Source organism: Streptomyces sp. NBC_01551 (assembly GCF_026339935.1).
Taxonomy (GTDB): Bacteria; Actinomycetota; Actinomycetes; order Streptomycetales; family Streptomycetaceae; genus Streptomyces.
This window is the reverse complement of the sequence record NZ_JAPEPX010000001.1, coordinates 1,743,723-1,757,535: the sequence shown is the minus strand read 5'-3', so window position 1 is coordinate 1,757,535 and position 13,813 is coordinate 1,743,723. Positions and strand designations below refer to the sequence as shown.

The 13,813-nt window shown below is 73.8% G+C and carries 12 protein-coding genes; 5 read left to right on the top strand and 7 right to left on the bottom strand.

Features of this window, described 5'->3' with window-relative positions:
* Positions 1-2: 2 nt before the first annotated feature.
* Positions 3-254, top strand: a complete 252-nt coding sequence (locus tag OG982_RS07850) for a hypothetical protein (protein ID WP_266788519.1) — start codon at positions 3-5, stop codon at positions 252-254.
* 57 nt (positions 255-311) lie between these two features.
* Here OG982_RS07850 and OG982_RS07845 read toward each other — a convergent pair whose 3' ends face one another.
* A complete protein-coding gene (locus OG982_RS07845) occupies positions 312-920 on the bottom strand; it encodes a hypothetical protein (RefSeq protein ID WP_266788520.1) in 609 nt (202 codons plus the stop codon).
* Positions 921-1,016: 96 nt separating this feature from the next.
* Here OG982_RS07845 and npdG point away from each other — a divergent pair, with 96 nt between their 5' ends.
* On the top strand, positions 1,017-1,736 hold the full coding sequence (gene npdG / locus OG982_RS07840) for an NADPH-dependent F420 reductase (RefSeq protein ID WP_266788521.1): 720 nt from the start codon (positions 1,017-1,019) through the stop codon (positions 1,734-1,736).
* 34 nt (positions 1,737-1,770) lie between these two features.
* Here npdG and OG982_RS07835 read toward each other — a convergent pair whose 3' ends face one another.
* Positions 1,771-3,921, bottom strand: coding sequence for a TerD family protein (locus OG982_RS07835; protein ID WP_266948202.1), 2,151 nt, complete (start codon positions 3,919-3,921; stop codon positions 1,771-1,773).
* Positions 3,922-4,126: 205 nt separating this feature from the next.
* Between OG982_RS07835 and OG982_RS07830 the strand changes: the two genes are divergently transcribed.
* Entirely contained in the window at positions 4,127-4,321 is a 195-nt protein-coding gene (locus OG982_RS07830) for a hypothetical protein (protein WP_266788525.1), read from the top strand.
* Here OG982_RS07830 and OG982_RS07825 read toward each other — a convergent pair.
* Together OG982_RS07825 and OG982_RS07820 are read right to left on the bottom strand one after the other, a co-directional pair.
* Positions 4,318-4,977: a hypothetical protein gene (locus OG982_RS07825; RefSeq protein ID WP_266788527.1), complete on the bottom strand. Its 660-nt coding sequence runs from the start codon at positions 4,975-4,977 to the stop codon at positions 4,318-4,320. The two genes, OG982_RS07830 and OG982_RS07825, sit on opposite strands and share 4 nt — an antisense overlap.
* 238 nt (positions 4,978-5,215) lie before the next feature.
* Positions 5,216-6,019 carry a site-2 protease family protein gene (locus tag OG982_RS07820; RefSeq protein WP_266788529.1) on the bottom strand — a complete coding sequence of 268 codons (804 nt, stop codon included), beginning with the start codon at positions 6,017-6,019 and terminating at the stop codon, positions 5,216-5,218.
* Between the two features lie 61 nt (positions 6,020-6,080).
* Between OG982_RS07820 and OG982_RS07815 the strand changes: the two genes are divergently transcribed.
* Positions 6,081-9,515, top strand: a complete 3,435-nt coding sequence (locus OG982_RS07815) for a BTAD domain-containing putative transcriptional regulator (protein WP_266788531.1) — start codon at positions 6,081-6,083, stop codon at positions 9,513-9,515.
* A gap of 60 nt (positions 9,516-9,575) precedes the next feature.
* On the opposite strand, the gene OG982_RS07810 is transcribed toward OG982_RS07815, so the two are convergent.
* The 3 genes from OG982_RS07810 to panB all read right to left on the bottom strand — a co-directional run bounded on the left by OG982_RS07810 (position 9,576) and on the right by panB (position 12,465).
* A complete protein-coding gene (locus tag OG982_RS07810; protein ID WP_266788533.1) occupies positions 9,576-10,430 on the bottom strand; it encodes an ABC transporter permease in 855 nt (284 codons plus the stop codon).
* The gene (locus tag OG982_RS07805; RefSeq protein ID WP_266788535.1) at positions 10,427-11,440 is read right to left on the bottom strand and encodes an ATP-binding cassette domain-containing protein; all 1,014 of its coding nucleotides are present in this window, start codon (positions 11,438-11,440) and stop codon (positions 10,427-10,429) included. The genes OG982_RS07810 and OG982_RS07805 overlap by 4 nt, the downstream gene beginning before the upstream one ends.
* A 164-nt stretch (positions 11,441-11,604) precedes the next feature.
* On the bottom strand, positions 11,605-12,465 hold the full coding sequence (panB, locus tag OG982_RS07800; RefSeq protein ID WP_266788537.1) for a 3-methyl-2-oxobutanoate hydroxymethyltransferase: 861 nt from the start codon (positions 12,463-12,465) through the stop codon (positions 11,605-11,607).
* Between the two features lie 296 nt (positions 12,466-12,761).
* Between panB and OG982_RS07795 the strand changes: the two genes are divergently transcribed.
* Positions 12,762-13,790 carry an endonuclease/exonuclease/phosphatase family protein gene (locus tag OG982_RS07795; RefSeq protein ID WP_266788539.1) on the top strand — a complete coding sequence of 343 codons (1,029 nt, stop codon included), beginning with the start codon at positions 12,762-12,764 and terminating at the stop codon, positions 13,788-13,790.
* The last annotated feature ends 23 nt before the right edge of the window (positions 13,791-13,813 follow it).

Sequence of the window (13,813 nt, the reverse complement as noted above, 5' to 3'; positions counted from 1 at the left end):
CGATGGCCCTGTTCAAGAAGCGTCAGGTGGGCAAACCCGGTGAGTGGTATTACTGCCTGGTCCACCAGAAGGTCGAGGAAGGCCCGGAATGCCCGGCCAAGGACCGGTTCGGGCCGTACGACACGCCCGAGGAGGCGAGCCACGCCATGGAGACCGCCCAGGAGCGGAACCTCGAATGGCAGAACGACCCGAAGTGGAACGACAAGACCCGCGAGGGCGCCGAAGGCGACGGCGAGGGCACGGCGACCCCCTGACGCCCCCTGCCCCCTGACGCCCCTGCCTCTCCCTGACGCCGCCGGACGACTTGGGCGCTACCAGCGGCTCGGCGGCGGCGCGGTCAGCTGCTCGGCCAGCCGGGCGAGCCGGTCCCGAAACCGGCCCGGCCCGCGCCGCGCCGGCAGGCCGTTCTCCCCGGCCGCCGCGCTGACCAGGTGCTGCACGGTGTCCAGGTCCAGCCCGGCCGTACCGTCCCGCGGCACCGACAGCCCCTCGTGCGCGAGCGCGGCCAGATCCGGATCCCCGCCGTCCAGGGACAGTACGGTCGCCCCCGCCCGCCGGGCGTCGTGCACCCGCTCCAGCAACCCGCCGCCGGGCCGCTCCGGGGCCACCACCAGCAAGGTGTGCCCGCGCCGCGCCACCGCCAGCCGGCCCAGCCCCACCGAGAGGTGCGGCGGCTCATTCGGCCGCACGTGATGGCGCACCAGCGTGGGCGCCAGCTCCGGCCGGCCCGACCAGGCCGCCTCGTCCACCAGGTGCGCGGCCAGATGCCAGGGCTCGTACCGCTCGGTCCCCACCAGCAGCAGCGGGCCGCCGGCCGGGACGAGCGAGCGCCGCAGCGCCCCGGCGAACTGCCGGGCGGCGCCCGGCCACCGCGTACCGGCGAGCACCTCGCGAAGCAGCGCGACCCTCACGGTGTCCATGGCGGCATCCTGCACCATCCGAAGGGCCTCGGGAGGGGGTTGTCCGCAGGCTCCCACCCGTTCGGCTTTCGCATACTCGGCAGTACGCTCGCCCCCATGACTTCCACAGACAGCACGCAGGCACCGCAGCCGCAGAAGCCGCCGGCCAAGGACCCGTGGGACCTCCCGGACGTGTCCGGCCTCGTCGTCGGCGTCCTCGGCGGCACCGGCGACCAGGGCCGGGGCCTCGCCTACCGGTTCGCCCGGGCCGGCCAGAAGGTGATCATCGGCTCGCGCGCCGCCGACCGCGCGCGGACCGCCGCCGAGGAACTCGGCCTCGGCGTCGAGGGCGCGGACAACGCGGAGTGCGCGCGCCGCAGCGACGTCGTCATCATCGCGGTGCCGTGGGAGGGCCACGCCAGGACCCTCGAAGCGCTGCGCGAGGACCTCGCCGGCAAGCTCGTGGTGGACTGCGTCAACCCGCTCGGCTTCGACAAGCAGGGCGCGTACGCCCTCCAGGTCGAGGAGGGCAGCGCGGCGCAGCAGGCCGCGGCCCTGCTCCCCGACTCCCGGGTGACGGCGGCCTTCCACCACCTCTCGGCGGTCCTGCTCCAGGACGAGACGGTCGAGGAGATCGACACCGACGTGATGGTCCTCGGCGAATCCCGCGCCGACACCGACATCGTCCAGGCCCTCACCGCCCGCATCCCGGGCATGCGCGGCGTCTTCGCGGGGCGGCTGCGGGGCGCGCACCAGGTCGAGGCGCTCGTCGCCAACCTGATCTCCACCAACCGCCGCTACAAGGCCCACGCGGGCCTGCGCGTCACGGACGTCTGAGCACCGCGGGCCGTCGGCCGGGCCGCCGGCGGGGTCAGCCGCGGCGGCCCGTACGCGCCTCCAGGGGCCCGAGGCGGGCCACCACCGCCTGGTGGAAACGGTCCACGGCCTCGTCGACGCTGCGGATGAAACCGGACTCGGTGTTGCCGCGGGTGTTGCCCATGCCCTTGATCAGCGTCAGCCGGAACCCGGTGACGGGAGCGCCGCTCCTGGGCAGCAGGTCACCGGGCTCCGGCCGCAGCCGCTCCAGCGTGCCGCGCGGCCCGTTCTCGCCCTCGACGAGGCTCTCCACGTGCAGGTCCGCCGGGGCCTCGGCCAGCAGCCGCACCAGCCGCTTCACCGAAACCAGCGGGTACGAGCCCTCCGGCGCCGGTACCTCCACGGAGGTGCGGACCTTCCCCGTCCGCAGATCGGCGGTCACCGCGATGACACTGCTCGTCCCCTCGACGCGCAGCTCGGCCGAGAGCCGGCCGTCCAGGCACAGCCGCTCCGCGGCGGCCGCCCGCCGGGTGCCCGGATCGCTGCCGCGCCGCACCCGCTGCACCGGGAGCGCCTTCTGGCCGAGTTCCCCGCCGAGCCGCAGGCAGACCTGGCGGATCAGCCGCTCCCAGCTCTCGACGACCTCGGTGGCGCGGGGGTCGCCGAGACCGAGGGTCTCGTCCTCGATGCCGTTGCGCACGGGGACCCAGGCGGGGCCCATGTTCTGGAACCCGTGGCAGCCCGACTGCTCGTGCTGGAGGTACGCCAGCAGCTCCTGCAGCAGCCAGGCGTGCGCGGCGTTGCCCACGCCCTCGTGCCGGATCAGCAGCTGGGCCTGGTGGGCGACTTCGGCCCAGGACAGGTGCCAGAGCCCGACCTTGTGCTTGCGCCGCCCGTCGATCTTGACGTCCACCATGGCGGTGCCTTCGAGGGCCACGTCGTTGGAGAGCGTGATCACGGACTCGTAGCCCCGGCGGGCCGCGATGTCCATGTACTGCTGCACCTGCTCGGGCTTGAGCGGGTTGCCGTTGGTCTTCGTCTCGACCAGCGCCGTCCACAGCTTCCCGGCGCGCTCGACCCGGATCACCCCGTCCGGGCGGCGCGGGGTGTCGCCGTGCGGGAGGGACACCTCGGTGAAGGTCTGCATCCGTCCGGCGGGGGCGCCGAAGGCCGCGGTGAGACGGCGGCCGAACTCCGGGACCTGCGCCATGACGGACAGCAGGACCGAGGTCGCGCGTACTTCCCGCTCCTTGTCGCTCTTCAGCGTCGGTACGGGGAACAGCCGGGCCGGGCGCCAGGAGTCGTTCTCGGCGAGCGACTTGCCGGGGGCCTTGGGCAGCGTCACCTTCTTCCGGGTCGTCCGCGTGGCCGCTCGCCCCCGGGTCTGGGCGGGCACGGCGGCGCCGGCCTCCGGGGCGGCCGGGCCGGCTGCCGGGTCCGGCGGCGCGGCGGTCACGACCGCGGGCCCGGCGATCGCCGCGACCGCGCCCTCGGCGGCCCCGGCACCGGGCGCGATGGCCGGCGCGGCCGGAGCCTGGGCGGTCCCGGTCCCGGCATCGGCATCGGGTACGGACGCCGGCGCGGCCGGAGCCTCGGCGGGCGGCGCGGCCTGCGCCGGCTCTCCCTCCTCCCCGGCGTCGCCGGCCTCCCCGGCCTCCTCCGACTCCTCGACGGTGATGCCGAAGTCCGTGGCGAGGCCCGCCAGGCCGGTCTCGTAGCCCTGCCCGACGGCGCGGAACTTCCACTCCTCCCCGCGCCGGTACAGCTCGCCGAAGATGAACGCCGTCTCCACGCTCGCGTCCTCGATGGAGAACCCGACCAGCGGTTCGCCCGACCGGTCCGCGACCGTCATCCGCAGGCCGTCCAGGTCGCCGAAGCACGTGCCGCCGTACTGGCTGGCCGCCACCACGATCCGGGCGACCCCCTCGGGGACCGCGGTCAGGTCCACCCCGATCCGGTCCTCGTCGCCGCTGTCCGTGGGCGTCTTGCCCAGCAGCTGCACGCTGCCGTCCGCGGCGGCGGGGTTGTTGTAGAAGTAGAAGTCGTTCTCGCTGCGGACCTTGCCGTCCTCGCCGACGAGGAGGACGGAGACGTCGGCGTCTCCGGCCCCCGACGCGCTGCTCCAGCCCAGGCTCACCACGACCGAACCGGCGTCCTCGCTGAGGGCGGTCAGGCTCACGTTCGCGCCTTTGGAGATCTCCCGCATGTCTTTCCCCCCGATGCCCGTGCGCGCACACCACCGCCGCACCCGGCGACCGTAGCGGCGCCCCGGGTGGAAGATCAGGCAAATGGCGAAAAACGCGGGCGGACGGGTCGGACGGTGTCGGGGGAGCCTTTACGGGAGCACGGCAGGGCATGGGGGACACTGGAGGGGCTCGACCCCGTCCCGTGTCGCCGAGGAGCTGTTCCCCATGCCCCGCCTTGCCGTGTTCGCCGTAGTCGTCTGCGCCCTGTCCGTGGCCGCGGCCGTCGTCGCCTTCGTGGAGGGCAGCTTCCTCGGCATCGTGTGGGTGCTGCTGGCCGGCGTCACGTCCAACATGGCCTGGTTCTACGTGCGCAAGGCGAAGGCGGCCAAGGCGGCCGAGGCCGCCCGCCCCGCGAGCTAACCGGCCTTCGGCCACACGTAGAGGCTGCCGCTGACGGACACGTCCGTCGTCGATCCGCCGCTCAGGTGCTCGATCGTGGCCATGGACACGGCGCCCTCGGCGGTCACCGCGCAGACGGCGGCGCCGACGGCGAAGCCGCGCTGCTTGGTCCGCGTCGTGTCGAACAGGGGCAGCGGCCCGAAGCCGGTGCCCGCGGCCGCCCGGCACGCCTCGGCGGTGCGGGGAGCGTCGGCCCGCAGCAGGCCCACGCGGGTGTTCGGCAGGCCCCGCAGCACGTAGTCCCCGATGCCCGTGCAGGTGTCCGGCCAGTACAGCAGCTCGGCCCCGCCGGGGTTCTCCACCGCCCCGTCGCGCTCCCGCTCGACGCGGCTCTCGCCGGTGTCGAGGTCCACCAGCTGCTGTTCGTGCTGCGTGCACGGCGCGGGCGCCAGACCCCAGGTCGCCTTGCGCACCGGGCCGTGCCCGGCCGGGGGAGTGAGGTCGATCTCCGCCGGCGGGGCGGCGGACGCGCTGCGGCCGGGAGCGGGGGAGGTGGCGTCCGTACGCGGCGGCGTGGCGGCGGCCGTCTGCGGGCCGGCGGCGGCCGGAGCGGGTGTGGAGGCGGCCGGAGCGGGTGTGGAGGCGGGTGAGGCGTCACGGCCGCCGCTCACGATCACGCTGACCACGATGCCCAGCAGCGGGATCGCGATCCCCCCGACCCACCAGGCCCACCGCGGCGGCGTGGCACCCGGCTGCGACGGCGGCCCCGGGGGCGAGGGCGGATACGACGGTGGCGGTGGCGGAGGCGTCCGATCCGCCTGTCCCTGTGGTGCCGTCACCCTCAAGTCCCCCTGTTCGCGTCGGTGTTCACCTGCGACACCAGGGTAATCAAGCCTTCGGGGCGCGGCGTCCCGCCTAGTCCGCCGGGGCGGCGCAGAAGTACCCGTCGGTCTCCTGCCAGAACCGGTAGAGGTTGTGGCCGCAGTAGGTCTCCTGCTCGTTCACGCCCAGCGCGGACAGCACGCCGTCCACCACGCCGAAGAAGAACTGGTTGACCTCCGGGATCCACAGCAGCGCGAACAGGGCGATCAGACCGAACGGCGCGATCGGCGCCAGCTCGCGGCGCACCCGGTGCGAGAGCCAGGGCTCGATGACCCCGTAGCCGTCCAGACCCGGCACCGGCAGGAAGTTCAAGATCGCCGCCGAGACCTGGAGCAGGGCCAGGAACGCCAGCGCGAAGCGGAACGTCACCGGCACCCCGTCCAGCGCGTCCAGCCAGAACGGGGCCGTGCACACGACCGCGAACGCGACGTTGGCCAGCGGGCCCGCCGCCGAGATGAGGCTGTGCTTCCAGCGGCCCGCGATCCGGTCGCGCTCGATGTACACGGCGCCACCGGGCAGGCCGATCCCGCCCATGATCACAAAGAGCACCGGCAGCACGATGCTGAGCAGCGCGTGCGTGTACTTGAGCGGATTGAGCGTCAGGTAGCCCTTGGCGCCGACGGTGAGGTCGCCGCCGTGCAGGGCGGTGCGGGCGTGCGCGTACTCGTGCAGGCAGAGCGAGACGACCCAGGCGGACGTCACGAACAGGAACACCGCGAGGCCCGGGCTGGCCGCGTAGCCCGTCCACACGGCCCAGCCGGTGACCGCCATCACCGCGACGATGCCGAGGAATACCGAACTGATGCGCCGCTCGCCGCGGCTGCCCTGATGACCCATGCGGCGAAACCTATCCCGGGCGCGGCGCGGGCAGGGGGCCGGGTCCGGAGAGAATGGGCCGGTGCGCTACGCGATTCTCGGCACCACCCAGGCCATCCGCGACGACGGGACCCCCGTCGCCGTCGGCGGAGCGCGCCTGCGGGCGCTGCTGACCGCGCTCGCGCTGCGGCCGGGGCGGGCGGTCCCGGTGCACGCGCTGGTCGCCGAGGTGTGGGACGGGGATCCGCCGACCGACGCCGTGGCCGCGCTGCAGGCGCTGGTGGCCCGGCTGCGGCGGGCGCTGGGGCACGCGGCCGTGCGCTCCGCGGAGGGCGGGTACGTCCTGGCCGCCGCCCGGGACGACGTTGACCTGTTCCGCTTCGAGCGCCTCGCCCGGGAGGCCGCCGCGGCCGCCGACCCGGCGGAGACCGCCGCCCTGTACGACGAGGCCCTCGCCCTGTGGCGCGGGCCCGCGCTGGCCTCCCTCCCGGACCCGGCGGCCGAGTCCGCGCGCTGGGAGGCGGTACGGCTCCAGGCGCGCCGGGGCCGGGTCGCCGTCGCCCTCGACCTCGGGCAGGCGGAATCCGCGCTCCCGGAACTGACCGCGCTGTGCGCCGCACACCCGCTGGACGAGCCGCTCCACGCCCTGCGCATCCGCGCCCTGCGCGACACCGGCCGCCCGGCGGAAGCCCTGGCCGCCTACGAAGCCCTCCGCCGCGACCTCTCCACCCGCCTGGGCACCACCCCGGGCCCCGCCCTGCGCACCCTCCACGCCCACCTCCTGACCCCGCCCCCGGCTCCCCGGCCCTACGGCGCCCCCGGCCACGCGGGCGACGGGGACCGGCCCGCGCGGTCGGCCGGGGTGCGGCAGCCCGGCGGTGCGGCGGCCGAGGAGGGCGACACCGGCCAGGGCAGTGGGGGCGATGGGGCCGTACCGCCCGGCCAGGGCAGCGGTCAGGGGAATCTGCGGGCGCGGCTCACCACCTTCGTCGGGCGGGAGGAGGACATCCGGGTCATCGGGGAGGATCTGGTGCGGGCCCGGCTCGTGACGCTGCTCGGGCCCGGTGGGGCCGGGAAGACCCGGCTCTCGCAGGAGGCCGCCGAGGCGCAGGATCCCGGCAGCTGGCCCGACGGGGTGTGGATCGCCGAACTGGCGCCCGTGGACGACCCGGAGGACGTCGCCGAGGCCGTACTCGCCGCGCTCGGGGCGCGGGAGACCAAGCTGCGCGGCGCCGCCGCCGAGGAACTGCGGGCGCTCACGGGCCGCGGCGGCGACACCCCGCTCGACCGGCTCGTCGACCACTGCGCCCGGCGCCGGCTCCTGCTGCTCCTGGACAACTGCGAGCACGTCATCGGCGCCGCCGCCGAACTCGCCGAGCGCCTCCTGACCCACTGCCCCGGCGTCCGGGTCCTCGCCACCAGCCGCGAACCCCTCGGCGTCCCGGGCGAGAACCTCCGCCCCGTCGAGCCGCTCCCCGACCCCGTCGCGCTGCGGCTGCTCGCCGACCGCGGCGCCGCCGCCCGGCCCGGGTTCAGCGTCGCGGACGATCCCGGCTCCGCCGCGGAGATCTGCCGGCGCCTCGACGGGCTCCCGCTCGCCATCGAGCTGGCCGCCGCCCGGCTGCGGCTGCTCACCCCGCGCCAGATCGCCGACCGCCTCGACGACCGGTTCCGGCTCCTGACCAGCGGCTCGCGCACCGTCCTGCCCCGCCAGCAGACCCTGCGCGCGGTCGTCGACTGGTCCTGGGACCTGCTGGACGAGCCCGAACGCGCCGTCCTGCGCCGCCTCTCGGTCTTCGCGGGCGGCTGCGACCTGGCCGCCGCCGAAGCCGTCTGCGCCGACGCCAACGCCAACGCCGACGCCAACGCCAACGCCGACGGCAACCGCGCCCTGGACGTCGCCGACACCCTCGGCTCCCTCGTCGACAAGTCCCTCGTCGTCGCCGCCCCCGGCCAGGGCGGCGGTGAGATGCGCTACCGGCTCCTGGAGACCGTCGCCGAGTACGCCGCCGACCGGCTGGCCGCGGCCGCCGGGGACCGCGAGGACACCGAGCGGCGCCACCTCTCGTACTACCGCGAACTCGCCCGCACCACCGAGCCGCTGCTGCGCGGCCACGGCCAGCGCGCCGCCGTCGAACGGCTCACCACCGAGTACGAGAACCTGCGTACCGCCCTGCGCCGGGCCGTCGCGCTCCGCGACGCCGACGAGGTGCTGTGCCTGGTCCACTCCCTGGTCTGGTACTGGATCATGCAGGACCTGCGCACCGAGTCACGGCACTGGGCCGAGGCCGCCGCCGCCCTCGGCCCCGACCCCTTCGCACCGCCCGCCGCCCCCGCCGTGCCCGTCCTGGAGCGGATCGTCGACGTGCCGCCGCCGTACGCCGGCGAACTGCTCACCGAGGGCTGGCGCGGCATCCAGCTGATCCGGCTGGCCGCCCGCGACCAGAACAGCGCCGACTGGAGCACCCCGGAGGTCCGCGACCAGATCGCGGCCATGACCGGCGTGTACCGGCCCGGGCTCCCGCAGACCTGCCGGCCCCCGGCCGGCCTGTGGGTCTACGCCGTGATGATCTCCGGCGACACCGGGCTGCTCCAGCGGGTCGTGCACGAGAGCGTCGAGACCGCCCGGGCCCTCGGCTACCGCTGGGAGCTCGCCTCGGCCCTCCAACTGCGCGCCAACATCCTGGCCAACCGCGCCGACTGGGCCGGCGACGCGTCCCGTGATGCCGAGGAGAGCCTGGCCCTCTTCCGCGAGCTCGGCGACGACTGGGGCTGCGCCGAGGCCCTCTCCGCCCGCGCCGAGTCCCGCGAGAAGCGCGGCGAGTACGCCTTGGCCGCCCAGGACTTCCGCGAGGCGATCGAGCATGCCGAGCACCTCGGCGCCAAGGCGCAGGTGGCGGTGCTCCGCGTGCGGATGGCCGGCACCCTCACCGAGATCGGTGAGGTGGAGGCGGCCGAGGAGATCCTCACCGAGATCATCGGCAAGTTGCAGAGCTTCGGCAACGAGGCCATGCCCGCCGCCCGGATGTTCCTCGCGGGCATCCTCGGCCGCAGCGGGCGGTTCACCGAGGCCCGCGCCCAGATCAAGGCGCTGCGCGAGGAGTTCACGTTCGGCGCGTACGCCGTCTTCGACGTGTTCCTGGTCGCCACCGTGGCCTGGCTGGACAACGCGGAAGGCAAGTACGAGGACGCGCTGGCGGTGGTCCGCGGCGCCGCGGACGGCGCCCGCGACCCGCTCGCGGTGATGGTCGCCCCCTACCTGTCCGCCGTGTTCCTGCTGACGGCGGCCGTCGCCCTCGCCTCGCCCGGCGGCCCCCAGCGGCCGCGGGACGCCGCCCGGCTGGTCGGCGCGTACCGGACCCACCTGCCGCCCGGCCATTTCCCGGTCACCACCGAACGCGCGGACGCCGCCCGCGCCGAGGAGCTGGCGAGGGCGGCGCTGGGTGACGCCGGGTACGAGGCGGCGTACGCCGAAGGCGGTGGCCTCACCCTGGAGGAGGCCACCGCCCTCATCTGACCCGGTCCCCCGTCCGGGGTCCGTCCGGGACGCGATCCGGAACGGACCGGCCGGCTCGGATCAGGTCTTCTGGCGGAACTTGCGGACCGCGAGCGGCATGGTGACCGCGGTGATGGCGACCGACCAGATCAGGGTCATCGTCACCGAGTGGCCGACCGGGCCGCCGTTCATCAGGCCGCGTGCCGCGTCGGCCAGGTTGGACAGCGGGTTGTAGTCGGTGAAGGTCTGCAGCCAGCCCGGCATGGTCGTCGGCATGGCGAAGATCGAGCTGCCGAACTGCAGCGGCATCAGCACCACCATCGCCATGCCCTGGACGGCCTGCGCCGAGCTCAGGGTGAGGCCGAGCAGGATGAAGATCCACATCAGCGAGGCGCCGAACACCGCCGACAGCCCGATGGCGAGGAACAGGTCCAGCACCGAGGTCTTGATCGACATGCCCAGGATGAAGCCCATGATCAGCAGGATGCCGATGGCGATCATCATCCGGCCGAGCTCCACCACGATCTTCGCGATGAGCACCGAGGAGCGGGCGATGGGCATGGACCGGAAGCGGTCCATCACGCCCTTCTTGAAGTCGTCGTTGACCCCCGTGCCGACGGCCATGGCGATGTTCATGCCCATCATCGCCATCAGGCCGGGCACCAGGTAGTTGACGTAGTCGCCCTGGTTGCCCTTGCCCGCGATCGCGCCGCCGAAGACGTACACGAACAGCAGCGTGAAGATGATCGGCATGAACAGGACGTCGAACATCGACTCGGGGTCCTGCTTGATCTGCAGGGCGTTGCGGCGCACCAGGGCCCCGATGTGCCGCAGGTTGGCCCGCAGGCTGATCCGGCCCTCGCCGGGGAGAGCAGTCGCGGCGGCCCGGGCGGGCGCGCTCTCGGCCGACTGCTTCGTCGTGGTGGCGGTGCTCATGCCGCGACCTCCTCGGTCATCTCGATGGCGGGCTTCTGGCCGGTGATGGACAGGAACACCTCGTCCAGGCTGGGCAGGTAGGTGCCGAGGTCGGCGATCGCGTACCCGCGGGCGGCCAGCAGGCCGACGACGGCGGTCAGCTGCTCGTCGCTCAGGATCGGGACCAGCAGGACGCCCTCGTCCGGCACGGCCTGCGAACCGGCCACGCCGTCGAGGCCGGCCTCGGCCAGCGAGCGGGCCATGCCCGGCAGGTCGGCGGGGTCCGCGGGGCGGATCCTCAGCGTGCGGCCGCCGACCCGGGCCTTCAGCTCGTCGACCTTGCCGTTGGCGATGACCTTGCCGCGGTCGATGACCGTCAGCTCGCTGGCGAGCTGCTCGGCCTCCTCCATGTACTGGGTGGTGAGCAGGACGGTGGCGCCCTCGGCGACCAGCCGCTGCACCTCGTCCCACACCTCGTTGCGGGTACGGGGGTCCAGGCCGGTGGTCGGCTCGTCCAGGTAGAGGACGGCAGGGTTGCCGATCAGCGAGGCGGCCAGGTCGAGCCGGCGGCGCATGCCTCCCGAGTAGTTCATGGCGGCCTTCTTGGCGGCCTCGGTGAGGGAGAACCGCTCCAGCAGTTCGTCGGCGCGGGACCGGGCGTCCTTGCGGGACAGGTCGAGCAGCCGGCCGATCATGTAGAGGTTCTCCCAGCCGGAGAGCTTCTCGTCGACCGAGGCGTACTGGCCGGTCAGGCCTATGGTGCGGCGCAGCTGCCGGGGCTGGCGCACCACGTCGTATCCGGCGACGACGGCCGTGCCGGCGTCGGGGGTGATCAGGGTGGAGAGGCAGCGGACGAGGGTGGTCTTGCCGGCGCCGTTGGGGCCGAGGACCCCGAGGACCGTGCCCTCACGGACGTCCAGGTCCACGCCGTCCAGGGCCTTGGTCTCGCCGTAGTGCTTGACCAGCCCCCGCACCTCCACGGCGTGCGGGCCCTTCAGCGGATTGTTGTCGGTTCGCGTCATGTCCACCATGGGATCACCCGCCACCGACAACGCACCGACAAGCCGCCGACAGCCGGCTGACATCCCGCCGACGGACCGCCCACCGCCCACCGCCCACCGGCAGCGGCAGCCGGAGGACGGCCGACGGCCCGCCGGCATCGGTGCCGGCGGGCCGTCGGTTCGCGCTACGCCGCTCAGTGGAAGGCGTGCTCTTCCAGGGGGAACGATCCGCCGACCACGTCCTCGGCGAAGGCCTTCGCCGCGTCGCCCATGGTCTGGCGGAGGTTCGCGTACTGCTTGACGAACTTCGGCATCTTCCCGCCGGTCAGGCCCATCATGTCCGTCCACACCAGCACCTGGGCGTCGCACTCCGATCCGGCGCCGATGCCGACGGTCGGGATGTGCAGGGACTTGGTGACCTCGGCGGCCAGCTCGGCCGGGACCAGCTCCAGGACCACCGCGAACGCGCCCGCGTCCTGCGCCGCCTTCGCGTCGCGCAGCAGCCGGTGCGCCGCCTCGTCGCCGCGGCCCTGCACCCGGTAGCCCATGGCGTTCACGGACTGCGGGGTCAGGCCCAGGTGCGACATGACCGGGATGCCGGACTGCACGATCAGCTCGGTCTGGGCCAGCGACCGCTCGCCGCCCTCCAGCTTGACCGCCCCGACCCCGGCCTCCTTGACCAGGCGGGTGGCACTGCGCAGCGCCTGCACGGCGCCTTCCTGGTACGAGCCGAACGGCAGGTCGCCGACGACCAGCGCCCGGCTGGTGCCCCGCACCACGGCCGCCGACAGCAGGGTCATCTCGTCCATCGTCACGGGGACGGTGGTCTCGTACCCCAGGTGACAGTTGCCCATCGAGTCACCGACGAGGATGACCGGGATGCCGGCCTCGTCGAACACGGAGGCGGTCATCGCGTCGTAGGCGGTGAGCATGGGCCACTTCTCGCCGCGCTCCTTGGCGAGCGTGAGGTCGCGGACCGTGGTGCGCCGGGTGCGCGTGCCCCCGTACAGGGTGGGGCCGGCACTCTCGCGGGCAGGCGAAACGGCATGCGTCATTGCAACTGCTCCTTGTGTCATCTCGAGGCACCCTTACGGTGTCCCCGGACTCACCCACCATGGTGGCACCAGCCGGGCCCGAGGCGGTAGTGCCACAATGCCCGGTCCGTCACACCCCGGGCCGCGATTCCCGCGTACGGGACCCAATGTGCGCGTTTCGTGACAACCGGAACCTGTTCCGCATGGCCGTTCGTCCTCCCGGACGTACGGCCGGACAAACGGCACGGATGGCTCCGTTCATCGCCTAGGGTCAAGGGGCGGGGACGGAGCGCGAGCACGGCAGTGAGGGCAGCGGCATGGCACAGGCGTACATGACGGAGACGGGAAACGGCGGCTCGGAGCCCGAGCCCTCCGGATCCGGCCTCCGACGCCGACTGGCCGAGCTGCGCAGAGACCCGGGCATCTGGCGGCGCGGGATCGTGACCGCCGCGCTGGCGGCGCTGATCTCCCTCGTGATGCTCTTCCACGCCAGCCTGCCCAACGACGTGGGCAACCTCGGCAGCCTCACGGAGACCTTCCTGCCCTGGCTGGGCGTGGCGGTGCCGCTGCTCCTGGTCGCAGCGGTGGTCCGCAAGTCCGCGACCGCGCTGATCGCGATACTGCTGACCGCCGTGGTCTGGGTGAACCTGTTCGGTGGCCTCGTCACCGACAAGTCGGGATCCGGCGGCAACCTGGTGGTCGCCACGCACAACGTCGACGCCGACAACGCCGACCCGAAGGGCACCGCCGAATCGCTGGCGAAGTCCGGCTCCGACGTGCTGGCCCTCACCGAGCTGAAGGCCGGGGCCGTCCCGACCTACGAGAAGTACCTCGCGGGCGCCTACAAGTACCACTCCGTCGAGGGCACGGTCGGGGTGTGGAGCAAGTACCCGATCACCGCCAGTCAGGCCGTGGACATCAGGCTGGGCTGGACCCGCGCCATGCGCGCCACCGTGACCGGCCCGCAGGGCCCCCTCGCGGTCTTCGTGGCCCACCTGCCCTCGGTCCGGGTGAAGCTGAACGCCGGTTTCACCGCCAACCAGCGCGACAACAGCGCCGACGCGCTGGGCGCCGCGCTCGCCGCCGAGCCGCTGAAGAGGGTCATCCTGCTCGGCGACCTCAACGGCACCATGAACGACCGGGCCCTGTCCGAGGTCACCTCGCAGATGCGTTCCACGCAGGGCGCCGCCGGCGACGGCTTCGGCTTCACCTGGCCCGCCCAGTTCCCGATGGCCCGGATCGACCAGATCATGGTGCGCGGCATCCAGCCGGAGGCCTCCTGGACCCTGCCGCGCACCAGCAGCGACCACCTCCCGGTCGCGGCCCGGGTCACCGTCAAGCCGTAAGAGGGGTCCACGGACGCGAGGGC